23 protein-coding genes are annotated in these 24,427 nt (G+C 48.4%); 12 read left to right on the top strand and 11 right to left on the bottom strand.

The window, feature by feature from the left end:
- Positions 1-61: 61 nt before the first annotated feature.
- Both metG and HMPREF2608_RS09045 read left to right on the top strand, forming a co-directional pair.
- Positions 62-2,119: a methionine--tRNA ligase gene (gene metG / locus HMPREF2608_RS09050; RefSeq protein WP_070826701.1), complete on the top strand. Its 2,058-nt coding sequence runs from the start codon at positions 62-64 to the stop codon at positions 2,117-2,119.
- Positions 2,120-2,142: 23 nt separating this feature from the next.
- A complete protein-coding gene (locus tag HMPREF2608_RS09045) occupies positions 2,143-2,337 on the top strand; it encodes a virulence regulator (protein WP_070826700.1) in 195 nt (64 codons plus the stop codon).
- A gap of 108 nt (positions 2,338-2,445) precedes the next feature.
- Here the strand turns inward: HMPREF2608_RS09045 and rsgA are convergent, their stop codons facing one another.
- Complete coding sequence (rsgA, locus tag HMPREF2608_RS09040) at positions 2,446-3,312, bottom strand: ribosome small subunit-dependent GTPase A (RefSeq protein WP_070826699.1); 867 nt, start codon at positions 3,310-3,312, stop codon at positions 2,446-2,448.
- A 151-nt stretch (positions 3,313-3,463) separates the two neighbouring features.
- Between rsgA and HMPREF2608_RS09035 the strand changes: the two genes are divergently transcribed.
- The 5 genes from HMPREF2608_RS09035 (at position 3,464) to HMPREF2608_RS09015 (ending at position 8,310) form a co-directional block, all read left to right on the top strand.
- Positions 3,464-4,081, top strand: coding sequence for a tellurite resistance TerB family protein (locus tag HMPREF2608_RS09035; RefSeq protein ID WP_049349212.1), 618 nt, complete (start codon positions 3,464-3,466; stop codon positions 4,079-4,081).
- A gap of 99 nt (positions 4,082-4,180) precedes the next feature.
- Positions 4,181-5,101 (top strand): patatin-like phospholipase family protein, encoded by a 921-nt coding sequence (locus tag HMPREF2608_RS09030; RefSeq protein WP_070826698.1) that lies wholly within the window; start codon positions 4,181-4,183, stop codon positions 5,099-5,101.
- A gap of 108 nt (positions 5,102-5,209) precedes the next feature.
- Positions 5,210-7,066, top strand: a complete 1,857-nt coding sequence (locus tag HMPREF2608_RS09025) for a ribonuclease catalytic domain-containing protein (protein WP_070826697.1) — start codon at positions 5,210-5,212, stop codon at positions 7,064-7,066.
- Positions 7,067-7,202: 136 nt separating this feature from the next.
- Positions 7,203-7,430: an exodeoxyribonuclease VII small subunit gene (locus tag HMPREF2608_RS09020; RefSeq protein ID WP_003681131.1), complete on the top strand. Its 228-nt coding sequence runs from the start codon at positions 7,203-7,205 to the stop codon at positions 7,428-7,430.
- Entirely contained in the window at positions 7,414-8,310 is an 897-nt protein-coding gene (locus HMPREF2608_RS09015) for a polyprenyl synthetase family protein (protein ID WP_070826696.1), read from the top strand. Before HMPREF2608_RS09020 ends, HMPREF2608_RS09015 begins: the two co-directional genes overlap by 17 nt.
- 156 nt (positions 8,311-8,466) lie before the next feature.
- Here HMPREF2608_RS09015 and ftsY read toward each other — a convergent pair whose 3' ends face one another.
- Positions 8,467-9,987 (bottom strand): signal recognition particle-docking protein FtsY, encoded by a 1,521-nt coding sequence (gene ftsY / locus HMPREF2608_RS09010; protein ID WP_141761487.1) that lies wholly within the window; start codon positions 9,985-9,987, stop codon positions 8,467-8,469.
- Positions 9,988-10,132: 145 nt separating this feature from the next.
- On the opposite strand from ftsY, the gene msrAB reads away from it, so the two are divergent.
- Entirely contained in the window at positions 10,133-11,701 is a 1,569-nt protein-coding gene (gene msrAB, locus HMPREF2608_RS09005) for a bifunctional peptide-methionine (S)-S-oxide reductase MsrA/peptide-methionine (R)-S-oxide reductase MsrB (RefSeq protein ID WP_070826695.1), read from the top strand.
- 130 nt (positions 11,702-11,831) lie between these two features.
- Here the strand turns inward: msrAB and purB are convergent, their stop codons facing one another.
- Positions 11,832-13,202, bottom strand: a complete 1,371-nt coding sequence (purB, locus tag HMPREF2608_RS09000) for an adenylosuccinate lyase (protein ID WP_070826694.1) — start codon at positions 13,200-13,202, stop codon at positions 11,832-11,834.
- A 210-nt stretch (positions 13,203-13,412) separates the two neighbouring features.
- Here purB and HMPREF2608_RS08995 point away from each other — a divergent pair, with 210 nt between their 5' ends.
- Complete coding sequence (locus HMPREF2608_RS08995; protein ID WP_070826693.1) at positions 13,413-13,853, top strand: surface-adhesin E family protein; 441 nt, start codon at positions 13,413-13,415, stop codon at positions 13,851-13,853.
- Positions 13,854-14,238: 385 nt separating this feature from the next.
- Here the strand turns inward: HMPREF2608_RS08995 and HMPREF2608_RS08990 are convergent, their stop codons facing one another.
- Both HMPREF2608_RS08990 and purD read right to left on the bottom strand, forming a co-directional pair.
- Positions 14,239-14,808, bottom strand: a complete 570-nt coding sequence (locus HMPREF2608_RS08990) for an L-threonylcarbamoyladenylate synthase (RefSeq protein ID WP_039861929.1) — start codon at positions 14,806-14,808, stop codon at positions 14,239-14,241.
- A 72-nt stretch (positions 14,809-14,880) separates the two neighbouring features.
- On the bottom strand, positions 14,881-16,152 hold the full coding sequence (gene purD / locus HMPREF2608_RS08985) for a phosphoribosylamine--glycine ligase (protein ID WP_070826692.1): 1,272 nt from the start codon (positions 16,150-16,152) through the stop codon (positions 14,881-14,883).
- 140 nt (positions 16,153-16,292) lie between these two features.
- On the opposite strand from purD, the gene HMPREF2608_RS08980 reads away from it, so the two are divergent.
- Complete coding sequence (locus HMPREF2608_RS08980; RefSeq protein WP_003747758.1) at positions 16,293-16,604, top strand: DUF4298 domain-containing protein; 312 nt, start codon at positions 16,293-16,295, stop codon at positions 16,602-16,604.
- Positions 16,605-16,658: 54 nt separating this feature from the next.
- Here the strand turns inward: HMPREF2608_RS08980 and HMPREF2608_RS08975 are convergent, their stop codons facing one another.
- From HMPREF2608_RS08975 to HMPREF2608_RS08955, 5 genes are all read right to left on the bottom strand, one after another.
- Positions 16,659-17,270 carry an IMPACT family protein gene (locus HMPREF2608_RS08975; protein WP_070826691.1) on the bottom strand — a complete coding sequence of 204 codons (612 nt, stop codon included), beginning with the start codon at positions 17,268-17,270 and terminating at the stop codon, positions 16,659-16,661.
- A 61-nt stretch (positions 17,271-17,331) separates the two neighbouring features.
- Positions 17,332-18,264 carry an electron transfer flavoprotein subunit alpha/FixB family protein gene (locus HMPREF2608_RS08970; RefSeq protein WP_070826690.1) on the bottom strand — a complete coding sequence of 311 codons (933 nt, stop codon included), beginning with the start codon at positions 18,262-18,264 and terminating at the stop codon, positions 17,332-17,334.
- A 10-nt stretch (positions 18,265-18,274) separates the two neighbouring features.
- Positions 18,275-19,024 carry an electron transfer flavoprotein subunit beta/FixA family protein gene (locus tag HMPREF2608_RS08965; RefSeq protein ID WP_070826689.1) on the bottom strand — a complete coding sequence of 250 codons (750 nt, stop codon included), beginning with the start codon at positions 19,022-19,024 and terminating at the stop codon, positions 18,275-18,277.
- Positions 19,025-19,208: 184 nt separating this feature from the next.
- Positions 19,209-20,177: a lipopolysaccharide heptosyltransferase I gene (waaC, locus tag HMPREF2608_RS08960; RefSeq protein WP_070826688.1), complete on the bottom strand. Its 969-nt coding sequence runs from the start codon at positions 20,175-20,177 to the stop codon at positions 19,209-19,211.
- Positions 20,178-20,223: 46 nt separating this feature from the next.
- Positions 20,224-20,859: a nicotinamidase gene (locus HMPREF2608_RS08955; RefSeq protein ID WP_070826687.1), complete on the bottom strand. Its 636-nt coding sequence runs from the start codon at positions 20,857-20,859 to the stop codon at positions 20,224-20,226.
- Between the two features lie 170 nt (positions 20,860-21,029).
- Between HMPREF2608_RS08955 and tsaA the strand changes: the two genes are divergently transcribed.
- Entirely contained in the window at positions 21,030-21,704 is a 675-nt protein-coding gene (gene tsaA, locus HMPREF2608_RS08950) for a tRNA (N6-threonylcarbamoyladenosine(37)-N6)-methyltransferase TrmO (protein ID WP_070826686.1), read from the top strand.
- A 95-nt stretch (positions 21,705-21,799) separates the two neighbouring features.
- On the opposite strand, the gene gap is transcribed toward tsaA, so the two are convergent.
- Positions 21,800-22,804 (bottom strand): type I glyceraldehyde-3-phosphate dehydrogenase, encoded by a 1,005-nt coding sequence (gene gap / locus HMPREF2608_RS08945; protein ID WP_049335677.1) that lies wholly within the window; start codon positions 22,802-22,804, stop codon positions 21,800-21,802.
- 649 nt (positions 22,805-23,453) lie between these two features.
- Between gap and lpxC the strand changes: the two genes are divergently transcribed.
- Entirely contained in the window at positions 23,454-24,368 is a 915-nt protein-coding gene (lpxC, locus tag HMPREF2608_RS08940; protein WP_070826685.1) for a UDP-3-O-acyl-N-acetylglucosamine deacetylase, read from the top strand.
- Positions 24,369-24,427 lie beyond the last annotated feature (59 nt).

Here is a 24,427-nt window from a genome sequence, read left to right as displayed (position 1 = left end):
GCGTATTGTTTTGCGGTATAATTCCCGACATCTTTATCCATTGTTTTTAAAAGCACAAACCATGACACGCAAAATCCTTGTCACTTCCGCGCTGCCGTATGCCAACGGCAGCATCCACCTCGGCCACATGGTCGAACACATCCAAACCGACGTTTGGGTACGCTTCCAAAAACTGCGCGGCCACGAGTGCCACTACTGCTGCGCCGACGACACCCACGGCACGCCCGTAATGCTTGCCGCGCAAAAACAAGGCATCGCGCCCGAAGACATGATTGCCAAAGTGCGCGAAGAGCACCTCGCCGACTTTACCGGTTTCAACATCGGCTACGACAATTATTACAGCACCCATTCCCCTGAAAACAAACAGTTTTCCCAAGACATTTACCGCGCGCTGAAAGCCAACGGCAAAATCGAAAGCCGCGTCATCGAGCAGCTTTTCGACCCTGAAAAACAAATGTTCCTGCCCGACCGCTTCGTCAAAGGCGAATGCCCGAAATGCCACGCCCAAGACCAATACGGCGACAACTGCGAAGTCTGCGGCACGACCTATTCCCCGACCGAACTGATTAACCCGTATTCCGCCGTATCCGGTGCCAAACCCGAATTGCGCGAATCCGAACACTTCTTCTTCAAACTGGGCGAATGCGCCGACTTCCTCAAAGCATGGACTTCCGGCAACAATCCGCACGACGGCAAGCCTCATCTGCAACCAGAAGCCCTCAACAAAATGAAAGAATGGCTGGGCGAAGGCGAAGAAACCACCCTGTCTGACTGGGACATTTCCCGCGACGCGCCGTATTTCGGTTTTGAAATCCCCGACGCGCCGGGCAAATACTTCTACGTCTGGCTGGACGCGCCCGTCGGCTACATGGCATCGTTTAAAAACCTGTGCGACCGCATCGGCATCGATTTTGACGAATACTTCAAAGCCGACAGCCAAACCGAGATGTACCACTTCATCGGCAAAGATATTCTCTATTTCCACGCCCTGTTCTGGCCTGCCATGCTGCATTTCTCCGGCCACCGCGCCCCAACCGGCGTGTACGCACACGGCTTTTTGACCGTCGACGGACAAAAAATGTCCAAATCGCGCGGCACCTTCATCACCGCCAAATCCTATCTGGAACAAGGCCTGAACCCTGAGTGGATGCGCTACTATATTGCCGCCAAACTCAACAGCAAAATCGAAGACATCGATTTGAACCTGCAAGACTTTATCAGCCGCGTCAACAGCGACCTCGTCGGCAAATACGTCAACATCGCCGCACGCGCATCAGGTTTCATCGCCAAACGCTTTGAAGGTCGTCTGAAAAACGTTTCAGGCAGCGCATTGCTGGCAAAACTCGCCGCCGAAAGCGACACCATCGCCGAGCAATACGAAAACCGCGAATACGCCCGCGCCCTGCGCGACATCATGGCATTGGCAGACGCCGTGAACGAATACGTCGATGCCAACAAACCGTGGGAGCTCGCCAAACAGGAAGGCCAAGACGAACGCCTGCACGAAGTATGCAGCGAACTCATCAACGCCTTTACCATGTTGACAGCCTACCTCGCCCCCGTATTGCCGAAAGTGGCCGAAAACGCCGCCAAATTCCTGAATTTGGAAGCCATCACTTGGGCAAACACACGCGAAACCTTGGGTGAACACGCCATCAACAAATACGAACATTTAATGCAACGAGTGGAGCAAAAACAAGTGGACGATTTAATCGAAGCCAACAAACAAAGCATCGCCGCCGCAGCCGCGCCTGCCGCCGAAGAGAGCAAATACGAAAAAGTCGCCGAACAGGCGAGCTTCGACGACTTTATGAAAATCGACATGCGCGTCGCCAAAGTATTGAACTGCGAAGCCGTCGAAGGCAGCACCAAACTTTTGAAATTCGACCTCGATTTCGGTTTTGAAAAACGCATCATCTTCTCCGGCATCGCCGCGTCTTACCCAAATCCTGCCGAATTGAACGGCCGCATGGTTATCGCCATCGCCAACTTCGCCCCGCGCAAAATGGCAAAATTCGGCGTATCCGAAGGCATGATCCTCTCCGCCGCCACGGCAGAGGGCAAACTTAAGCTCCTCGATGTTGATGCAGGCGCACAGCCTGGGGATAAAGTGGGCTAAGTATCAAATCTTAAGGAGAAACCATGTTAAACCTTTCCGCACCGATACTTAAAGAAATTGAGTTGCTTCATGATGCAGGCTTATCGGTTGGCGCTATTGTTGCAGTGTTGCGTCTGAAATTTCCGGTAGAGCTCCATGATCGGGAGGACAAAAAAATTGAAGAAGCCGTTCTTCTCATGATCAATCCGCCACGAAAAGCACCGTCTCTTTCCCGCTAAGGTAGCGATACCGGTTGAAAGGTAAATTTGATTATGCTTCAACAAAAGGCCGTCTGAAATTTTCAGACGGCCTTTTTATTTATCCAAACACTTATTTCCGTTAAAACTTTATCTCAACAATTCATCGGTAACGCGTTGCAGAAATTCGATGCGCTCGGGTTTGGCTTCACCTGATTCGGCAGCGGCTTTGACGGCGCAGCCGGGTTCGGCGCGGTGGGTACAGTTGTGGAAACGGCACTGGCCGATGAGGTGGCGCAGGTCGGGGAAGTATTGTAATAAATCGGCGGCTTGGAGATGGTGCAGGCCGAATTCTTGCAGGCCGGGGGAGTCGATGAGTCGGGTTTCTGCATTTAAATCGTATAGTTGGGCGTGGGTGGTGGTGTGTTTGCCGGAGTCGAGCGCGGTGGAAATGTCGCCGGTTCGGGCGGCCTGGTTGCCGAGTAGGGCGTTGGTCAAGGTGGACTTGCCCATGCCGCTTTGTCCGAGCAGGATGTTGGTTTGCCCTTCTAATATGGGACGCAGGATGTCGGCGTTTTCCAATGCGTTGGTTTCGACCACGGAGTAGCCGAGGGTTTCGTAGAATTTGAGTTTCTCGCGCCATTGGGCGGTTTCGGGGAGGTCGGCTTTGTTGAGGACGATAACGGCGTCGATGCCGGCCGCTTCTGCCGCGAGGAGGGCGCGTTGCAACAGGGCTTCGCTAGGTGAGGGGCTGGCAGCGGTGACGATGAGGAGTTGGGTAACGTTGGCGGCAATCAGTTTGGTTTTCCACGCGTCTTGGCGGTAGAGCAGGCTTTCGCGTGGGAGATAGTCTTCAATCACGACTTGTTCGCCGTTGATGGGGCTGATGCGGACTTGGTCGCCGCAGGCGAAATCGACGCGTTTTTTGCGGGTGGTGGCGTCATATGTTTGGCCGTCGGTGGTGCGGACGATATAACGGCGGCCATAGCTGGTAATGATTTGGGCGGTATCGGTCATGATGGGGTTTATTGTTTGGAATGGTGTGATTGTACCGAAAGTCGGCTATGGCCGTCTGAAAACTTGTTTGCACCTTTTAACTTTCTTTGGCTTGGTTTTTTGGTGTTTCTGCCCTATATTTGCAATGTATTTGTTTTCAGGAGATTTTTTTATGGATTTCAGTCAGTTGCTCAATCAGGTTTTGGGTGCGGCTCAAAAAGGCGGCAAAGCGGTTGCAGACAGCCCGCTCAATTCTTTCGGCGGTGGCGCGCTGACGGGTGCTTTGGCATCGATGCTGTTGAAAAAGAAAAATACGAAGAAGCTGGTAAAGGCCGGCTCGGTCGCTGCTTTGGGTTTTCTGGCTTATAAAGGCTATCAAAACTGGAAACAAAACCGCCAGCAGGACGAATTGCCGCAAAGTGCGTTCCAACCTGCCGGTCTGATTGGCGAAAACCACAGCCGTGTAATTTTGCAAACGATGATTGCGGCGGCGGCTTCAGACGGCCTGATTGACGATGCGGAACGCGCGGCGATTGAGCGTGAAAGCGGCAGCGATGCGGAAACGGCGGCATGGTTGCAGGCGGAATATGCGCAACCGGCCTCTATCGAGCAAATTGCCGCTTCAGTCGGCAGCGACGAGGCTTTGGCAGCTGAAACTTATCTGGCGGCCCGATTGGTCTGCGCGGACTTGTCGCGCAAGGAAATCGTGTTCCTGAGCCGTTTGTCCCAAGCTTTGAATTTGGACGACCAACTGGTCGAAAGCTTGGAAAAACAGCTCGAATTGGCTTGAGCTTGATTTAAAAGGCCGTCTGAAACCTGATTTCAGACGGCCTTTCGACTTAATTTCAGAGTAAAATAACCCTTTCGACATATTAAAGGCTGTCTGAACATGAATAAACTTTTTTCCACATTCAAAACGTTTTTAGCCGCTTCGTCCGTCTTGGTATTTGCCGCCTGTCCGAGCAGCAACGCGCCGCAATCCAAACCTTCTACGCAGGGTCAAAATACGGTTTCGCGTCCTGCACCCAAACCGAAAGCCACGGTTGCGCTGGCTTTGGGCGGCGGCGCGTCCAAAGGCTTTGCCCATATCGGAATTATTAAGGTTTTGAAAGAAAACAATATTCCGGTCAAAATTGTTACCGGCACATCCGCCGGCTCGATTGTCGGCAGTATGTACGCTTCGGGAATGTCGCCCGACCGCCTCGAATTGGAAGCGGAAATTTTGGGTAAAACCGATTTGGTGGATTTGACCTTGTCCACCAGCGGCTTCATCAAAGGCGAAAAACTGCAAAACTACATCAACCGCAAAGTCGGCAACCGCCCGATGCAGCAGTTCCCCATCAAATTTGCCGCCGTTGCGACCGATTTTGAAAGCGGCAAACCGGTGGTGTTCAACGTAGGCAATGCCGGACAGGCCGTCCGCGCTTCTGCTTCGATTCCGAACGTGTTCCAACCAGTCGTTATCGGCAGCCGCAAATATGTGGACGGCGGCCTGTCGCAGCCCGTACCGGTCAGCGCGGCGAAAAAACTGGGGGCAAACTTCATCATTGCCGTCGATATTTCCGCCCGTCCGGCCAAAAACGTCAGCCAAGGCATGTTCTCCTATCTTGACCAAACCTTCAACGTAATGAGTCAAACTGCGTTGCGCCAAGAATTGGGACAAGCCAATGTGGTCATCAAACCGCAGGTTTTGGAGCTGGGTTCGGTTGGCGGTTTCGACCAAAAACAACGCGCCATCCAATTGGGCGAACAGGCCGCACGCGCCGCCCTGCCTGAAATCAAACGCAAACTGGCGGCATATCAGTATTAATCATCCGCCGTTTGAACAGGCCGTCTGAAAGTATGTTTTTCAGACGGCCTTTCTTGTGCAAATCTGCTAAAATCACGCGTTTCCTACAAATCATAAAATCCTAAAAAAATGAATATCTTTTACGAAGAGTCCGGCCAATTCAAAGTTGCCTCCATCGTCCAAAAAAACGACGCCACCTACCAAGTCGATACCCAACACGGCAAACGCACCAAAGTGAAGGCAAACAATGTCTTTGCCGAGTTTAACGGCGATATGGCTGCATTTTTGGAGAACGCGCAGGCACAGGCGGCGGACATCGACACCGATTTATTGTGGGAAGTATGCGGCGAAGAGGAATTTACCGCCGAAGCCATCGCCGAAGAATATTACGGCCATGCGCCGACCAAAACCGAGCTGGCGGCGACTTTGATTGCGCTGTACGCCGCGCCGATGTATTTCTACAAAAACGCCAAAGGCGTGTTCAAAGCTGCGCCCGAAGAAACCTTAAAACAAGCGCTTGCCGCCATCGAACGCAAAAAACAGCAAGACGCGCAAATCGACGCTTGGGCAGAAGCCTTGAAATGTGGCGAGATGCCGTCTGAAATCGCGGCGGATTTGAAAACCATCTTACACGCACCCGACAAGCAGTCGCTGACCTACAAAGCCTTTACCAAAGCCGCCGATGCGCTGAAAATCTCTGCTTACGAACTGGCGAAAAAGACAGGCGGCATTACGTCCATTCCCCAATACCTTCAAGACGGGTTTGAAATCAAATACTTCCCCAAAGGAACAGGCTTCCCCGACCTTCAGCTTCCTGAAATGCCCGACTTACCCAAGGCCGACGTTACCGCCTTTTCCATTGACGACGAATCGACCACCGAAGTGGATGATGCCTTGAGCCTGACCGATTTGGGCAATGGCATGAAACGCGTCGGTATCCACATTGCCGCGCCGTCACTTGCCATTAAGCAAGGCGACAAAATGGAAAAAAACATCATGGAACGCTTGAGCACGGTTTATTTCCCCGGCGGTAAAATCACCATGTTGCCCGAAAACTGGATTGCCGCGTTCAGCCTCGATGCGGGCGCGTACCGTCCTGCCGTCAGCATTTATTTCGATGTGGACAGCGAATTCAACGTCGGTGAGCCGACCTGCAAAATCGAAGCCGTCAATATCGCCGAAAACCTGCGCATCCAAGCCATCGAGCCGCATTTCAACGCCGAAACCGGCTTGGACGAAGCGGGCGAAATGATGTTCGCCCACCATCAAGACCTGATTTGGTTCTATCAATTTGCCATCGCCTTACAAAAAGCGCGCGGCAAATACGAGCCCGACCGTGCGCCGCAATACGATTACAGCATCGAATTGGATGAGGAAGGCAACGTATCCGTCGTCCGCCGCGAACGCGGTTCGCCCATCGATACGCTGGTCAGCGAGATGATGATTCTTGCCAACAGCACTTGGGCGCAAATGCTGGACGAAAACGAGCTGCCCGGCCTTTTCCGCGTCCAACCGGCAGGCAAAGTGCGCATGAGCACCAAATCCGAGCCGCACATCGGCATGGGCGTACAGCATTACGGCTGGTTTACCTCGCCGCTGCGCCGCGCCGCCGACTACATCAACCAAAAGCAGCTGATCAGCCTGATCGACGACTCTGCCGAGCCACTGTATCAAAACAGCGATGCCGAGCTTTTCGCCGCGCTGCGCGACTTCGATGCCGCCTATACAGCCTACGCCGACTTCCAACGCCAAATGGAAGCCTACTGGAGCCTCGTCTATCTGCAACAGCAAGGCACGAGCGAGCTGACGGCCACCATCCTCAAAGAAGACCTCGTCCGCATTGAAGGCCTGCCGCTGGTAACGCGCGCGACCGGTATCCCGTTTGACGCGCTGCCCAAATCACAGGCATTGTTCAAAATCACCGAATTGGATGCCGAGAAGCAGTTTATTGCGCTCAACTATCAAAAAGCCGTTTTACCGGGCTGATAACGTTATTCCGTTTGAAAAAAGGCCGTCTGAACGCAGAAACAGAAATCTTTGATTTCGTTTTCATCCCCTGTTCAGACGGCCTTCATCATCTAAAAATGCTACAATTCCCCTTTTCTGCCCATCATTTCAAACCATGAAAAAAAACGCCCCCCAATCCTTTGAAGAAGCCTTATCCCGCCTCGAAACCCTGACCCAAGCCATGCAAAGCAGCGAAATGCCGCTGGAAGACGCCCTGGCCGCCTATCAGGAAGGCAACGAATTGGTCAGATACTGCCAAACCAAATTGGCGGAAGTCGAGCAGAAACTGCAAGTCTTGGATGCCGGCGAACTGAAGGAGTTGAACCTTGAACCCGGCGAATAAACTCAAAACATGGCAGCAAAAAGCCCAAGCGCAAACCGAATTGCTGCTGGCGCATTTCTTGCCGTCTGAAAGCCAAGTGCCGCACACGCTGCACGAAGCCATGCGTTACGTTACCCTCGACGGCGGCAAACGGCTGCGCCCGCTCTTGGTGCTTGCCGCGTCCGAATTGGGCGAAGCAAACCAAAATGCCGTCGAGCAGGCGATGGCAGCCATCGAAATGGTGCACGTCTATTCGCTGGTTCACGACGATATGCCGGCGATGGACAACGACAGCCTGCGCCGCGGCAAACCGACCTGCCATGTGCAATACGATGAAGCAACCGCCCTTTTGGTCGGCGATGCGCTGCAAACCCAAGCCTTTGATGTATTGAGCCGTCCGACAGGCCTGTCTGCCGAACGCCAGCTTGCCATGTTGTCCACGCTGGCCCAAGCATCAGGCAGCCTCGGCATGGCGGGCGGACAAGCCATCGACCTTGCCAATGTCGGTAAAGCCATGAATCAGGCCGAATTGGAACAGATGCACAGCCTCAAGACCGGCGCACTCATCCGCGCGGCCGTGGCCTTAGGCGCACTTTCCTGCCCGGACTTAACACCGGCGCAAATCCAAACCTTAGATCACTACGCCGCCAAATTGGGCCTGGCTTTCCAAGTGATCGACGATGTATTGGACTGCGAAGCCGATACCGCCACCTTGGGCAAAACCGCCGGCAAAGACTCGGACAACGACAAACCGACCTACGTCAAACTGATGGGCCTGCAGGCCGCACGTACTTACGCAGAAACGCTGATTGCAGAAGCCGTTGCCCTGATCGAGCCATTCGGCGACAAAGCCCTGCGCCTGCGCCAACTGGCCGAGTTTGTTACCGCACGGAAAAACTAAACCTGTAAATAAATAAAGGCCGTCTGAAACCTGATTTTGGGTTTCAGACGGCCTTTTTAACAGCCTGTTTGGCTGGTATCAACCGAATGCAGAGTCATTCAAAATACAACTCAAAAATCCCCCGCAAACTGCGTTGACAAGCCTCAGCCTATCTGTTTAATCCAATAGGGCATCTACAAACGCTTTGGCATTAAACGGACGCAAATCGTCGATGCCTTCGCCTACGCCGATGTAGCGGACAGGAACAGGGCGGTCAGAGGCAAGGGCGGCAAGGATACCGCCTTTGGCTGTACCGTCGAGTTTGGTTACGATAAGGCCGGTCAGACCCAGAGCTTCGTCAAAGGCTTTGACTTGGTTGACGGCGTTTTGACCGATGTTGGCATCAAGCACGACGATGATTTCATGTGGCGCATCAGGCATGGCTTTTTGCAACACGCGTTTCACTTTTTTAATTTCTTCCATCAAATGAAGCTGCGTCGGCAGACGGCCGGCGGTATCAGCAAGCACGATGTCGATCCCGCGCGCTTTGGCGGCTTGGACGGCATCGAAGCAAACGGCTGCGGAATCGCCCGTAGTTTGCGAAATCACGGTCACATTATTGCGCTCGCCCCAAGCCTGAAGCTGCTCACGCGCGGCGGCACGGAAAGTATCGCCTGCCGCCAGTAATACAGATTTACCCTGAGCTTGGAAGTATTTGGCAAGTTTGCCGATAGACGTGGTTTTACCTGCGCCGTTGATACCGGCAAGCATAATCACGAAAGGCTCCTTGGTTTCCGGCAAGACCAAAGGCTTCTCCAGAGGCTTAATCAAGTCGTACAGCGCATCTTTCAGTGCACCGCGTAATTCGTTGCCGTCTTTGAGGCCTTTGAGGCTGACACGGTCGCGCACATCTTTCATCAAGTATTCGGTGGCTTCCATGCCCATATCGCTGGTAATCAGCACGGTTTCCAGCTCTTCGTACAAATCCTCGTCGATTTGTCCGCCGCCAAACACGCCGGCCAACGATTTTGCCATTTTGTCGCGTGATTTGGTCAAGCCTTGTTTCAAACGCGCGGCCCAACTGAGCTTTTGTTCTTCTACCGGAGCAGGGGCTTCGGCTGAAGCCTCTGCAACAACTTCTTGAACTTGCTCGACAGTCTCGTTAACTGCCTCAACAGCTGCTTCTTTTACCGCTTCAGCCTGTTCTGCTGCTTCCTCAGCAGCCTCGGCCACTTCAGACGGCATTTCGGCAACGGTTTCTTGAACCTGTTCAACAGTCTCGCTGACGGTTTCAACAGTCGCTTCTTTTGCCGCTTCAGCCTGTTCTGCTACTTCTTCAGCAACCTCAGCCGCTTCAGACGGCATCTCGGCAACGGTTTCTTGAACCTGTGCAACAGCCTCGCTGACGGTTTCAACAGCCGCTTCTTTTGCCGCTTCAACGTGTTCTTCTACTTTTTCGACTGTTTCAGACCGCGTTTCAGTCAAAGCTTCCCGAACCTGTTCGACGGTTTCGCTGACAGTTTCAACAACTGATTCGACCTGCCCTTTGACGCTTTCTGCTAAAGATTCGACATTTTCTTTAATATTTTCAACTACTTGAGCAACTTCAGATTCTACTTTTGCTGCGATTTCCTGAACTTGAGCCTCCTCAGGAGCCGGAGTTTCCTGTTTTTTATTGCGACGGAAGAAGCTGAACATTAAATTTTCCTTTTAATTTTAGAAACTTGAAATAGGGAGTATTGTAGCGTATTTTACGTGGCAAGGTCGTCTGAAAATCAAGGTTGTCAGGTTTTGGCATTTCCAACGTCTAATAAGACAAACCATCCATACAGGAAACATAGAGATGAATCCCCGCACATTATTTTCACTTTGCACCAAGTTCGGTTGCCTGCTTGCGCTTGGCGCCTGCTCATCCAAAATAATGGATACCGAAGCCGCGACCGTGCCGCACACTTTGTCCACTTTGAAAACCGCGGACAACCGCCCCGCTAGCGTTTATTTGAAAAAAGACAAACCGACCCTGATTAAATTCTGGGCAAGCTGGTGTCCTTTGTGTTTGTCCGAATTGGAGCAAACCGAAAAATGGGCGCAAGATGCAAAATTTGGTTCCGCCAACCTGATTACCGTTACCTCGCCCGGTTTTCTGCACGAGAAAAAAGACGGCGACTTTCAAAAATGGTATGCCGGTTTGAACTATCCTAAGCTGCCCGTCGTTACCGACAACGGCGGCACCATCGCCCAAAGCCTGAATATCGGCGTTTACCCTTCGTGGGCATTAATCGGCAAAGACGGCGACGTGCAACGCATCGTCAAAGGCAGTATCAACGAAGCGCAGGCATTGGCGTTAATCCGCGATCCCGATGCCGATTTAGGCCGTCTGAAAAACACATTTTACAAACCCGACACACAGAAAAAGGATTCAGCAATCATGAATACACGCACCATCTACCTCGCCGGTGGCTGCTTTTGGGGCTTGGAAGCCTATTTCCAACGCATAGACGGCGTGGTTGACGCAGTATCAGGCTACGCCAACGGCAAAACGGAAAACCCAAGCTACGAAGACGTTTCCTACCGCGATACGGGCCATGCCGAAACCGTCAAAGTCACCTATGATGCCGACAAACTCAGCCTCGACGACATCCTGCAATACTATTTCCGCGTCGTTGACCCGACCAGCCTCAACAAACAGGGTAACGACATCGGCACGCAATACCGCAGCGGCGTGTACTACACCGACCCCGCCGAAAAAGCCGTCATCGCCGCCGCGCTCAAACGCGAGCAGCAAAAATACCAACAGCCCCTCGTCGTCGAAAACGAGCCGCTGAAAAACTTCTACGACGCCGAGGAATACCATCAGGACTACCTGATTAAAAACCCCAACGGCTACTGCCACATCGACATCCGCAAAGCCGACGAACCGCTGCCGGGCAAAACCAAAGCCACCCCGCAAGGCAAAGGCTTTGACGCGGCAACGTATAAAAAACCCAGCACTGCCGAACTCAAACGCCTCCTGACCGAAGAACAATACCAAGTTACCCAAAACAGCGCGACCGAATACGCCTTCAGCCACGAATACGACCACTTGTTCAAACCCGGCATTTATGTGGACATCGTCAGCGGCGAACCCCTGTTCAGCTCTGCCGACAAATTCGATTCCGGCTGCGGCTGGCCGAGCTTCACCCATCCGATTAATGCCTCCGCCGTTACCGAACACGACGATTTCAGCTACAACATGCGCCGCACCGAAGTGCGCAGCCATGCCGCCGATTCGCACTTGGGACATGTCTTCGCCGACGGCCCGAAAGACAAAGGCGGCCTGCGCTATTGCATCAACGGCGCAAGTTTGAAATTCATTCCTTTGGAAGAAATGGACGCTGCCGGCTACGGCGCATTGAAAGACAAAGTGAAATAACAGATTGAATCGAAAAAGGCCGTCTGAAAAATATTTCAGACGGCCTTTTTAATTTGTCGGATGCAAAGGGTTGGTTTCTTATCTATCAAAAAATCTCAATAACTAAGAAAGTGCGCCCTACAAAAACCTTTTAAATTCGTTTTGCCAACTCTTCGGCCTTACCCACATACAACGCAGGGGTCAGCTCAAGCAATTTGGCTTTGGCTTCTGCCGGAATTTCCAACGATTCGATAAAGAGTTTCAACACTTCAGGCGTAATGCCGTCTTTACCGCGTGTCAAGTCTTTCAGCTTCTCGTAAGGATTGGCCACGCCGTAACGACGCATTACAGTTTGAATCGGCTCGGCCAACAGCTCCCAAGTAGCGTCCAAATCGGCAGCAAGGGCGGCAGGATTCGGCTCAAGCTTGTTTAGACCGCGCAGATGGGCGGCAAAGCCCAATACGGTATAGCCCACGCCCACGCCCATATTGCGCAATACGGTGCTGTCGGTCAGGTCGCGCTGCCAACGGGAAATCGGCAGTTTTTCGGACAAAAAGCCCAATACGGCATTGGCCATACCGAGGTTGCCTTCGGAGTTTTCAAAGTCGATCGGATTGACTTTGTGCGGCATGGTGGAAGAACCGACTTCGCCTGCTTTGACTTTTTGTTTGAAGTAACCCAAAGAAATATAGCCCCAAACGTCGCGGTTGAAGTCGATCAGAATCGTGTTGACACGGCTGATGGCTTGGAAAAATTCCGCCATATAGTCGTGCGGCTCGATTTGAATAGTGTAGGGGTTGAAGGTCAGGCCGAGGCTGATTTCAACGAAGTTGCGGCAATGGTTTTCCCAATCCACATCAGGATAGGCGACCATATGGGCATTGTAGTTGCCGACTGCGCCATTGATTTTGCCGAGGAACTCTTGCGCTTGCAGGTTTTTAAACTGACGTTGCAGGCGGTACACGACATTGGCAATTTCTTTACCCAGTGTGCTTGGTGTAGCAGGCTGGCCATGCGTGCGGCTCATCATAGGGACGGCAGCCAACTCATGCGCCATGCCGGTCAGTTTTTCGATAATTTCGGCCAGTTTCGGCAGTAAAACAGCCTCACGCGCTTCTTGCAGCATTAAAGCGTGGGACAGGTTGTTGATATCTTCGCTGGTGCAGGCAAAGTGGATGAACTCGCTGGCAGCAGCCACTTCAGGCACGCCGGAGAAGCGTTCTTTAAGCCAATATTCGATGGCTTTGACGTCGTGATTGGTAGTCGCCTCAATGGCTTTGACGGCGGCGGCATCTTCAAGTGAGAAGTTTTCGATCACTTTGTCGATTTCGGCAAGCGTAAAATCGCTGAAAGCAGGAACTTCTACAATCTTAGGCTCGGCGGCAAGGGCTTTGAGCCAGTTTAATTCAACTTTGACACGCGCACGCATCAGGCCGTATTCGGAGAAAATCGGACGCAATGCTTCAACGGATTTGGCGTAGCGGCCATCTAATGGGGAAAGTGCAGCGATAGGGTTAATCATGTCGGATCTTCCTATGGGATGAAAACCAAATTGTTTGCAATTATACATGATTTTACACTCCAAGGCCGTCTGAAAGACAGGTTTCAGACGGCCTTTTCAGCGTATTTTTCATAAAATGCTTTTCAGAGGTTCAACTTTGCAAAATCGATTTACGATATATGCCATCTTCACGGATAATATCGACTGACTTTTTGTAAATAATGAGGTTTTATGAATATCAAACGTTTTTCCCTAGCTACAACCGTATTTGTGGCTTTGATGTTGAGTGCCTGTGAAACAACCACCACTTCAAGCGGCGGCGGTAGCTGGACCAACATCGGCACCATCTCTGAAGGCAATATCAAAGTGGCCATTGATAAAAGCAGCATTAAAAGAAATGGCGCACTGGTTACTTTCCGCGATAAAAAAACTGTTTCCAAACTGAAAGAGGAACGTTTCGTCAATACGCCTGCCTATAAAACGGCTATAGGCAGCTGGGAAATTCATTGCTCAAACAAAACCTATCGCTTGGCAGCGCTGCAACTGATGGATGAACACGGCCGGGTGATTTCCAACCAAAGCTATACGCCGACCAGCATCCGCCCAATGAGCGTCATGAGCGGCACGATTACTGAAAAACAATACGAAACTGTGTGCGGACATAAGCTTTAATACACACTTATTCACAAAGTTATCCACAGTTTGAATATTTAAAAGGCCGTCTGAATGCTTTGAATATCAAGTTTCAGACGGCCTTTTTATGTTTTTATGGAAATTTATCTTCAAATTTATCCACAAAATTTGTTTATTCAAAAATAATTTATTACAGCGATTCATTTACGCTCAAAGTTTGCTTCATTCTTTGCAAGAGCATTTCACAAAATACTGCTTTATACTCTATTTATTGACTTACTATCTGCTTAATCGATCTGTATTTACAGACTACTATGTATCAAACTGGATCTGCACTAAATGCTTTTCACACAGGTATTCCAATCTTTTGGAAAAAATTTGCTTCTTCAAATAAATACCTTTCCTTTGATGATACAACCCTTCTTTAACGCAGCCTTGCCCCTGTTTCTCCGTCAATAATCTGGCTAGGCGTTTTCTGCTTACCTATCAATCCGCCTACAACCCAGACTTTCCTACCAAACTGTCTTCTGACTTCCCTTTCCGTTTTGCATGCCCGTTTTCCTGCACGATTGCATGAAGTAGAGACTAAAGGCATTTCCAAAACCTGACACAAACGCCTTGCACCTGCGTGCGCAGGAACCCTGACAGCCAATTTACTGCGTCTTTTTCCCCGCAATGAGGGCAATACTTTTTTGCCGGCCGGCAATAAAAAAGTTTTCGGAGCAGGCCATGCTTCATGCAGCATGGTTTGGATATTTTCAGACGGCCTTTGCAACAAAGGTTGCAACTGTTCCAAGCTATGGCCAATGACAATCATGCCTTTGTGTTGCGGTCGTTTTTTCAGATGAATCAGTTGATTGAGTGCTTTAGGCAAAGTAGGGACACAGCCCAAGCCATAGCAAGACTCGGTAGGATAGGCGACCAAACCGCCTTTTTTAAGATGCGCCTGCAACCTGCGTTGGGCTGCAGCCGATAAAATTCTGGGGAACATCATCATAATACCAAGGCCGTCTGAAACTGCGATTGTCGGACAATCTGTGTTCAGATGGCCTATTTCTATTCATTATTAACGGTTGATGGCTTTATCGGCAATGTCTTTACGGTATTGCATACCGTCAAAACGGATGGTTTCCAATGCCTCATAAGCCTTGCTTTTAGCTTGTGCAACATCATCGCCCAAACCGACAACACACAATACACGGCCGCCGTTGGTTACAACTTCGCCTTTTTCATTCGTTGCAGTACCGGCATGGAAAACTTTACCGATTTGATTGGCCTTATCCAAGCCGAAGATCACATCGCCTTTTTTTGGAGAGTCAGGATAATTTTGTGCGGCCAACACCACGCCTACTGCAGTCTGCGGATTCCATTTGGCAGCAACACTATCCAGTTTACCGTCGATTGCCGCTTCAACCAAATCCACCAAATCGCTATCCAAACGGCTCATAATCGGCTGGGTTTCAGGGTCGCCGAAACGGCAGTTGAATTCGATAGTATAAGGTGCACCGGTTTTATCAATCATCAAGCCCGCGTATAAAAAGCCGGTAAATTCATGACCTTCTGCTTTCATACCGGCCACAGTCGGCAAAATAATTTCATTCATCGCGCGCTCGTACACGTCAGGCGTTACCACCGGAGCAGGGCTGTATGCGCCCATACCGCCGGTATTAGGGCCTTTGTCGTCATCCAGCAGGCGTTTATGGTCTTGGCTGGTTGCCATCGGTAAAACATGATTGCCGTCCACCATAACGATAAAGCTCGCTTCCTCGCCTTGCAGGAAATCTTCAATCACGACGCGCGCGCCTGCATTGCCCATTTTATTGCCCAACAACATATCGTCGATAGCGGCATGGGCTTCATCCAAAGTCATGGCGACAATCACGCCTTTACCTGCAGCCAAACCATCCGCCTTAATAACAATCGGCGCACCTTTTTGGTTGACGTAATCATGTGCCGCATCGGCATTTTCAAAGGTTTGGTATTGCGCGGTTGGAATCTTATATTTTGCCATAAATGCTTTAGCAAAATCTTTTGAGCTCTCCAGCTGGGCCACGTATTGAGTCGGGCCAAAAATCTTCAACCCGGCAGCACGGAAATCATTCACCACACCGGCAGCCAAAGGCGCTTCAGGGCCGACTACGGTAAAGGCAATATTTTCATTACGGCAAAAATCAATCAAATCTTGATGTGCTGTCAACGCTATATTCTGCAGTTTAGGCTCAATTGCCGTTCCAGCATTACCAGGTGCAACAAAGACAGTTTCTACTTTAGACGACTGCGCCAATTTCCAAGCCAGTGCGTGTTCACGTCCACCATTACCAATAACGAGCAATTTCATACCATCTCCTTGAAGAATAGATGTTGTAAATAAAATTTAATCAATGGAATATTGTTCCATCTTGCATAGCTGTTTCAAATTAAGAATAATATTGCACCAAGACAACCATACTCTAATTTCAAACAACGAAAGGACAAATCATGCAAAAACGTATTGATGAAATTCAAAGCAAATACCGCGAATGGTGCGAATTACTGCCGCAACTGGAAGCAGATATCGCCCGCTGGAAACATGCTGCAAGCCTCATGCAAGACATGGATGACTTCTATACCAACGAATACCAAGCATGCCATCAAGCCATTGAAGAAGGGGCAGATGTTGATTTGCGTACACAGGGCGAATACAGCATTATGAGCGAAGATGCCCTATGGAATGCACTAGGGGAATTTCATCAACTGGCTTGGGAACACCTGCGCTCAAGCGTAAATGCTTTAGACAGATACCAAGGCTAAAACATCAAAGGCCGTCTGAAACTTTTGATTTCTCAAATATGTTCAGACGACCTTTTATTCAAACGGCTTCTCAGTATCTACTTCAATTTGACGCGTATTTTTCCAAGCAGCAATACAAGCTTCATAATTGGCCAACGCTATTTTCACTGTCAACTTACAATCCAGCTGCAAATCCTGTTCCACAATATCGGTCTGATATTGTTTGGCAATCCGTATAGCCTCATTCAAAACAGGATATTCACACTTCAACCAAACTGTCTTTTCGACATTCTTTTCAACAACTTCTGCTATTGCCAGTGCCTGAGCCGTTGATTCCTTATACGCATGAATCAAACCGGGAACACCCAATAGCGTACCACCAAAATAACGCACAACCACAACCAACACATCCGTTACACCGACAGAATCAATCTGCCCCAAAATAGGGCGGCCTGCGCTTCCGGACGGTTCTCCATCATCGTTTGCGCGAAACTGCATTCCATCCACACCCAATCGATAGGCGTAGCACCAATGTCGTGCCTTGTGATGCTCTTCCTTTAATGGGTCGAGATATTTCTTCACATCGGCCAAAGTGCGGATCGGATAGGCGTATGCGATGAAGCGGCTGCCTTTATCTTTAAATTCAGCCTGTGTCGGTGTGATAATGGTTTTATAGGTCGTAATCATGCCAAAATATTTTCAGACGGCCTTTGTTGTAAAAGGCCGTCTGAACGTTTCACGTGAAACATCAGTTTTTCAGTGCTTCAGTCAGTTGAGGCACAACTTCAAACAAATCACCAACCAAGCCGTAATCTGCCACATTGAAAATCGGAGCGTCAGCATCTTTGTTGATGGCAACAATCACTTTACTGTCCTGCATACCGGCAACGTGTTGGATAGCACCGGAAATACCGATAGCGAAGTACAGTTGCGGCGCAACCACTTTACCGGTTTGACCAACTTGAGCATCGTTTGGCGCATACTCGGCATCCACTGCCGCACGGGAAGCACCAATCGCCGCACCCAAAGCATCCGCCAAAGGAGTCAATACTTCATTGAATTTTTCAGCACTACCCAATGCACGGCCACCGGAAACAATCACTTTTGCCTGAGTCAATTCAGGGCGGTCAGACTGGGAAAGTTGACGACTTACGAAACGGCTCAGGTTTTGAGCAGGCGTTGCCTCAACATTGACCACTTCTGTATTACCGCCTGGTCCGGCAGCATCAAATGCTGTCGCACGGAAAGTCAGTACCAATTTTTCAGAATTGGATTGAATAGTTTCAAATGCATTACCGGCATAAATCGGACGAACAAATGTCGAGTTATCCACAACTTCGGTTAAATCGGAAACTTGTGGTACATCCAACAGGGCAGCAACCCGGGGCAACAGATTTTTACCAAACGCAGTTGCAGTCGCAGCCACATAGCGGTAATCCGCAGCCAGTTTAACAACCAAAGGCGCTAATTCTTCTGCCAAACCTTCAGCGTAATAAGGCGAATCGGCTACTAAAACTTTCGCTACGCCTGCAACCTGTTTCGCCTCTTCAACCACCGCAGCAGCATTACTGCCGGCAACCAATAAATCTACATTACCCAATTTGGCGGCAGCCGTTACCGCATGCAAAGTGGCAGGATTCAAATGTTGGTTATTATGTTCCGCAATAATCAATACGCTCATTTCATACTCCTTAGATCACTTTGGCTTCGTTTTTCAGCTTTTCAACCAACTCGGCAACATCAGCCACTTTCACACCGGCTTGACGTGCTTTAGGTTCGGCAAATTTCACGGTATTCAAACGCGGAGAAATATCCACAGCCAAATCGGCAGGACTCAATTTTTCTAAAGGTTTTTTCTTTGCCGCCATGATATTAGGAAGTTTGACAAAGCGTGGTTCGTTCAAACGCAAATCTGCACTGATGACCGCAGGCAGTTTCAATGCAACAGTCTCTTCGCCGCCGTCAATTTCACGGGTTACCAATGCTTCTTCGCCTTCAATTTGCACTTTTGATGCAAAAGTACCTTGAGCCGCATTCAACAACGCAGCCAGCATTTGGGCAACTTGGTTGGCGTCATCGTCAATTGCCTGTTTACCCAGCAGTAAAATTTGCGGATTTTCTTTATCCGCAACAGCTTTCAGCAATTTCGCAATGGCCAAAGGCTCCAACTTCGCATCAGTCTCAACATGAACCGCACGGTCGGCACCCATCGCCAAAGCAGTACGCAACGTTTCTTCGCATTTTTTCTCGCCAAGAGAAACAGCAACAATCTCGCTTACTTTTCCGGCTTCTTTCAAACGGACAGCTTCTTCTACCGCGATTTCATCAAACGGGTTCATCGACATTTTGACATTACCGATATCCACATCGGAACCATCGGCTTTCACACGAACTTTGACGTTATAGTCCACTACGCGCTTTACTGCGACCAGTGCTTTCATTCAATTCTCCTAAAAAGAATGTCCATCAAATCTAGCATACTGCTTTTGATACATTCTTTATATAAAATCCAATTCGGTTTTCACCAATATGATAAAACCAAATTTGTATAAATCTTGGTAAATAGAGCGGAATTATATCATTTCTAAAGCATTTACTCAGAAAATAAATTCAACTCCCCAGCAATTATTTACCATATGCTGCAACACAATCCATCAAGGTTTGATAAACCTCGTCAACATTTGGGATTTGAGCAATACCACCTAAATTTTTTGCATAAGCCGAAACTTGAACGCCGGTCTTGGCCGGATCTGTATCTGTATAAATTCCTACAACAGGCTTTTCCAACGCATTGGCAAGATGCAGCAGTCCGGTATCTACGCCAATAATACCCTCTGCGTTTTTCAATAAAAATGCAGCCTGTAATAAATTCATTTTGTTGCAAACCGAAGCAAACGGTAAATCGCTTACAATCTGTTCGGCACGCATTTTTTCGGTTTCATTTCCCCATGGCAGATATACATTACAGTGTTGCTTTTCATTCAACTTTTTCAATAATGCACGCCAGTGTTCTACCGGCCATAATTTACTGTCTCGACTGGTTGCATGCAAAGCAACGTAATAAGGGGATTGCAAATTTTGCAGACGGCCTGATTCAGGAACTGACAAACCAAATACCTGCGTTTCAGGCATTCTATAACCAAATACTTGAACGAATAATTCACGGTTTCGCCAGACCGCATTTTTGCCTTTCGGCACGGCAAACGTTTTACTGTACGCAAGGGCAGATAAACTTTCACGCGCGCTGTGTTTATCCAAACCGTAAATAGGGGATTTCGCCATTTTGGCAAAGCATGCGCTTTTAATCAGTCCTTGGCTATCTAAAACAAAATCAAAAGATTCAGCCTGTAAATCCGTTTTCAGACGGCCTATTTCACGCCATGTTTCAGCCTGAAAAAGGTGTTTGCGCCACTGCCGCCATTTCATTACATGAACCTTTTTGACAAAAGGATGTAAACGGGCAATATCTGCAAACCCTGCCTCACACAGCCAATGGAGCTCCACCTCAGGACATTGTCGCGCCAAATCTTCAACTGCGGGCAACGTATGAATTAAATCGCCCATACTGGACAAGCGGACAAGTAAAATCTTCATATTTTGGAAAATGTTTCACGTGAAACAACAGAATTTTAAATATAATTTATTGATTGTTAATGTGTTTTTTTATTTCTTCGGCGTTTTCTAAAATAATAGCCCCGGCAGAATGCATTTCCTGCCATGCAGATTCAACCGTTTCCGGAGCAATGCCACGACAAGCCGCCTGATTGACGATGACTTTCCAAGCCCCGCCTTTAAGCAACTGTAAAACCGTTGTTTTCACACAATAATCCGTTGCCAAACCGCCGACAATGACCATATCTGCATTTTTACAGCGCAACCATTCGATCAAACCTGTACTGAGCTTTTCTTCAATATCGTGAAAACATGCGCCGTAAGGATGTAACTCAGGATCGACGCCTTTCCAAATACAATAATCGTATTCCTTGGCTGAAGGCAGGCCACCCAACAAATCATAGCCATATGTTCCAACCATCGCATGCGATACCCAAGTCAAATCCGCATCGGGTAAACCCGTCGGTTTCAACATATCAACAGGATTATCCACAAGCCATTTTGCCGCGGCATGATGAGCATCTTTCGTCATCACGCGTAAATCCGCCAATGCAGCTTGGGCATTGAGTTCATCCGCAATCAGATGACCTTCGGCAACAGGCAATTCTTTCGGGCACAAAGGCGTAAACGTTTTTTGTGCATCTACATCGATGGAAACAATCATGGATTAATTTAACCTATTGATTTTATTTTATATTATTTAAATTGAGCATTTATTGCCCATGTACGGACATTTGGAATAAATGCTTTGTATTATAACAAATTACTACCGCAAAATGTGGGAAAACATCTATGATATGATGACAGTTTGCACAGAATATTTATCCACAAATTATGTCCTATTCGATTACGCCTATTGCGACCGTTCATTCCCCCTACAAACAAAAATTCGGTATTGCCCGCCAACCCGGTTTGGTTCCTGCGGCAGAAATTTGCATTGAACTCATTCCTGAATTTACCACAGACAGCGTTCGGGGCTTGGAAGATTTCGACTATGTGTGGATAAGTTTTATTTTCCACGGCGTATTGGATGAAGGTTGGGCGCAAATGGTGCGTCCGCCACGGCTTGGAGGCAAACAAAAAATGGGCGTATTTGCCACACGCAGCCCGCACCGCCCCAATCATCTCGGTTTATCCCTACTAAAACTCGAACGCATCGAATCAGGTAAACCTGTCCGCATCTATTGCAGCGGTGCAGACCTGTTGGACAGTACTCCGGTAGTGGATATCAAACCCTACATCCCGTTTGTCGAATCCAAACCTGACGCATCATCAGGCTTTGTCAGCGGTAAACCGGAAGAATTGAACGTAGTCTGGGCAGAAAGTACGCTTGCGGAACATTTATCCACAGAAGAAAAACATCTCATTGAGCAAAGCATCGCCCAAGATCCTCGCCCTGCCTATCAAGATATTCCCGAACGGATTTATGTGATGAATATTGCGGATTATGAAGTACAGTTTAGGATAGAAAACAAATGTGCCACAGTAATTAAATTATCCACAATCTGATTGCAAATTAAATCTATCTACAAACAAAAGGCCGTCTGAAATATTCAGACGGCCTTTTAATTATCCACAGACTGATTGATTCAGCCCATTATTTTTTAGATTTTGCTGGCAAAGAATTCCAAGGTACGAACCAATTGGCAAGTGTAAGACATTTCATTGTCGTACCAAGCAACGGTTTTTACCAATTGTTTGTCGCCAACAGTCATCACGCGGGTTTGAGTCGCATCGAAAAGTGAGCCATACTCGATACCGATGACGTCGGAAGAAACGATTTGATCTTCAGTATAGCCTAAAGCATCGTTGGCGGCAGCTTTCATGGCTGCATTGATTTCTTCTTTGGTAACAGGGCGCTCGAGAACAGAAACCAGTTCGGTCAAAGAGCCGGTGGCTACGGGAACACGTTGGGCAGAACCATCAAGCTTGCCGTTCAATTCAGGAATAACCAAGCCGATGGCTTTAGCGGCACCGGTGCTGTTCGGTACGATATTCAAGGCAGCGGCACGGGCGCGGCGGAAGTCGCCTTTGCGGTGCGGAGCGTCAAGAGTGTTTTGGTCGCCGGTATAAGCGTGGATGGTGGTCATCAGGCCTTCAACAATACCGAATTCTTTTTGCAATACTGCAGCCATAGGGGCCAAACAGTTAGTCGTACAAGAAGCGGCGGAGATAACGGTTTCGCTGCCGTCCAAAATATCTTGGTTTACGCCGTATACAACGGTTTTCACATCATTGCCGCCAGGTGCGGAAATCACAACTTTGCGCGCACCGGCACGGATATGGGCTTCAGCTTTGGTTTTGTTGGTAAAGAAACCAGTACATTCGAGGACAACGTCCACACCCAGCTCGCCCCAAGGCAATTCTTCAGGATTAGGATTGGCAAATACTTTGATTTCTTTGCCGTTAACAACAATCGCATCATCTTTCAATTCAGCAGAGCCTTCAAAGCGACCTTGAGTACTGTCGTATTTAAAGAGGTGCAGCAGCATATCGGCAGGAGTCAAGTCGTTAACAGCAACGACTTCGATACCTTGAGCTTTTTCAATTTGACGCAATGCCAGACGACCGATACGGCCAAAACCATTAATCGCTACTTTAATACTCATTTTGCTACTCCTATTAGATGGAATGGGAAAAATTTTTCAGTAAGGCCATTGTATCCTGAAATAAAATTACTTTCTAGGATTACAGATGATTAGTTTTAAGTTGTTTGATTTAAATAAAGAAAACATGAAATTCTTGTTTGTAGGAAAATATCAGACAAATCGGATTAGTTCTGGTTTTTGATATTTTATTTCATAAAAACCATTTTCCAATCTTAAAATTTTCATAAGTTTATGAAAATCATGAACTTAGTTCTATTTCTTATATTTTGCCATTTTTGTGTTGATCATTCAGTGTTTTCTTCAAATCATAATATTTTAATTTTTAAAATGATGATTTTGATGAAGAACTAAACCATCTGTGGATAACACAATAACTTTCTTTAAAACCAATTTGATAGTTACTTTTTATCTTTGAGGCCAACCCCAACTGAATGCCGGAATAAAAAAGGATAGAATCTTAGTTTCCCTATTTATCTGTGGATAAAAACCAAATTACCCACTTCAATTTCACATACTATTGTGGATAATTAAAATTTTGAAATTCACCCCCGCAAAACATCCATATTGGCAAATACTATTAAAAATGATGGCTTGTTTTTTCCTTTTTAACGTATCATTTGCCCATCAGACTTTTTTAAAGGAAGCAATTATGCTGCAACGAACTTTAGCCAAATCAGTAAGCGTTACCGGCGTTGGCCTGCATTCGGGCGAAAGGGTCGCTCTGACTTTGCATCCTGCCGAAGAAAACAGCGGTATTTCGTTCCGCCGTACTGATTTAAGTGGGGAAATGGGTGAAGTAATCAAATTGAATCCTTATTTGATCAACGATACCCGCCTCTCTTCAACCATCGTTACCGATAAAGGCGTGCGCATCGGCACGATTGAACACATTATGTCGGCTCTGTCTGCCTACGGCATTGATAATGCCTTGATTGAATTGAACGCGCCTGAAATTCCGATTATGGACGGATCCAGCCTACCGTTTATTTACCTTTTACAAGATGCAGGCGTGGTGGATCAAAAAGCCCAAAAACGTTTTTTGAGAATCCTCAAACCCGTTGAAATCAAAGAAACCGGAAAATGGGTGCGCTTTACGCCTTATGACGGCTTTAAAGTTACTTTAACCATCGAATTTGACCATCCCGTATTCAACCGCAGCGCACCTACTTTCGAAATTGATTTTGCAGGAAAATCCTATATCGATGAGATTGCCCGCGCCCGTACCTTCGGCTTTATGCACGAAGTAGAAATGATGCGCGCCCACAATCTCGGACTGGGCGGCAATTTGAACAACGCCATCGTGATTGACGACATGGACGTTTTGAATCCGGAAGGTTTGCGCTATCCCGATGAATTTGTCCGCCACAAAATCCTGGATGCGATTGGCGATTTGTACATTGTCGGCCATCCGATTATCGGTGCATTTGAAGGTTACAAATCAGGACATGCCATCAATAATGCGCTGTTGCGTGCTGTTTTGGCAGATGAAAGCGCTTACGAATGGGTTGAGTTTGCCGATAACGAAGACTTGCCCAGTGCTTTTCACGAGCTGCCGGCAGCCTGATAGAAAATAGATAAAACAGTTCAATAAAAAGGCCGAGACCTTTGCAAAATTCCCCAAAA

The sequence above is a fragment of the Neisseria sp. HMSC064D07 genome (assembly GCF_001837185.1).
In the GTDB taxonomy this organism is placed as follows: Bacteria; Pseudomonadota; Gammaproteobacteria; order Burkholderiales; family Neisseriaceae; genus Neisseria; species Neisseria flavescens_C.
Note: the sequence above shows the minus strand (reverse complement) of the source record. Positions and strands in the feature narration are given on the sequence as shown.

Bases quoted from the DNA above. Each gene is read 5' to 3' on its own strand.
- metG (WP_070826701.1), top strand. From the start codon at position 62: ATGACACGCAAAATCCTTGTCACTTCCGCGCTGCCGTATGCCAACGGC.
- HMPREF2608_RS09045 (WP_070826700.1), top strand. From the start codon at position 2,143: ATGTTAAACCTTTCCGCACCGATACTTAAAGAAATTGAGTTGCTTCAT.
- rsgA (WP_070826699.1), bottom strand. From the start codon at position 3,312: ATGACCGATACCGCCCAAATCATTACCAGCTATGGCCGCCGTTATATC.
- HMPREF2608_RS09035 (WP_049349212.1), top strand. From the start codon at position 3,464: ATGGATTTCAGTCAGTTGCTCAATCAGGTTTTGGGTGCGGCTCAAAAA.
- HMPREF2608_RS09030 (WP_070826698.1), top strand. From the start codon at position 4,181: ATGAATAAACTTTTTTCCACATTCAAAACGTTTTTAGCCGCTTCGTCC.
- HMPREF2608_RS09025 (WP_070826697.1), top strand. From the start codon at position 5,210: ATGAATATCTTTTACGAAGAGTCCGGCCAATTCAAAGTTGCCTCCATC.
- HMPREF2608_RS09020 (WP_003681131.1), top strand. From the start codon at position 7,203: ATGAAAAAAAACGCCCCCCAATCCTTTGAAGAAGCCTTATCCCGCCTC.
- ftsY (WP_141761487.1), bottom strand. From the start codon at position 9,987: ATGTTCAGCTTCTTCCGTCGCAATAAAAAACAGGAAACTCCGGCTCCT.
- msrAB (WP_070826695.1), top strand. From the start codon at position 10,133: ATGAATCCCCGCACATTATTTTCACTTTGCACCAAGTTCGGTTGCCTG.
- purB (WP_070826694.1), bottom strand. From the start codon at position 13,202: ATGATTAACCCTATCGCTGCACTTTCCCCATTAGATGGCCGCTACGCC.
- HMPREF2608_RS08995 (WP_070826693.1), top strand. From the start codon at position 13,413: ATGAATATCAAACGTTTTTCCCTAGCTACAACCGTATTTGTGGCTTTG.
- HMPREF2608_RS08990 (WP_039861929.1), bottom strand. From the start codon at position 14,808: ATGATGTTCCCCAGAATTTTATCGGCTGCAGCCCAACGCAGGTTGCAG.
- purD (WP_070826692.1), bottom strand. From the start codon at position 16,152: ATGAAATTGCTCGTTATTGGTAATGGTGGACGTGAACACGCACTGGCT.
- HMPREF2608_RS08980 (WP_003747758.1), top strand. From the start codon at position 16,293: ATGCAAAAACGTATTGATGAAATTCAAAGCAAATACCGCGAATGGTGC.
- HMPREF2608_RS08975 (WP_070826691.1), bottom strand. From the start codon at position 17,270: ATGATTACGACCTATAAAACCATTATCACACCGACACAGGCTGAATTT.
- HMPREF2608_RS08970 (WP_070826690.1), bottom strand. From the start codon at position 18,264: ATGAGCGTATTGATTATTGCGGAACATAATAACCAACATTTGAATCCT.
- HMPREF2608_RS08965 (WP_070826689.1), bottom strand. From the start codon at position 19,024: ATGAAAGCACTGGTCGCAGTAAAGCGCGTAGTGGACTATAACGTCAAA.
- waaC (WP_070826688.1), bottom strand. From the start codon at position 20,177: ATGAAGATTTTACTTGTCCGCTTGTCCAGTATGGGCGATTTAATTCAT.
- HMPREF2608_RS08955 (WP_070826687.1), bottom strand. From the start codon at position 20,859: ATGATTGTTTCCATCGATGTAGATGCACAAAAAACGTTTACGCCTTTG.
- tsaA (WP_070826686.1), top strand. From the start codon at position 21,030: ATGTCCTATTCGATTACGCCTATTGCGACCGTTCATTCCCCCTACAAA.
- gap (WP_049335677.1), bottom strand. From the start codon at position 22,804: ATGAGTATTAAAGTAGCGATTAATGGTTTTGGCCGTATCGGTCGTCTG.
- lpxC (WP_070826685.1), top strand. From the start codon at position 23,454: ATGCTGCAACGAACTTTAGCCAAATCAGTAAGCGTTACCGGCGTTGGC.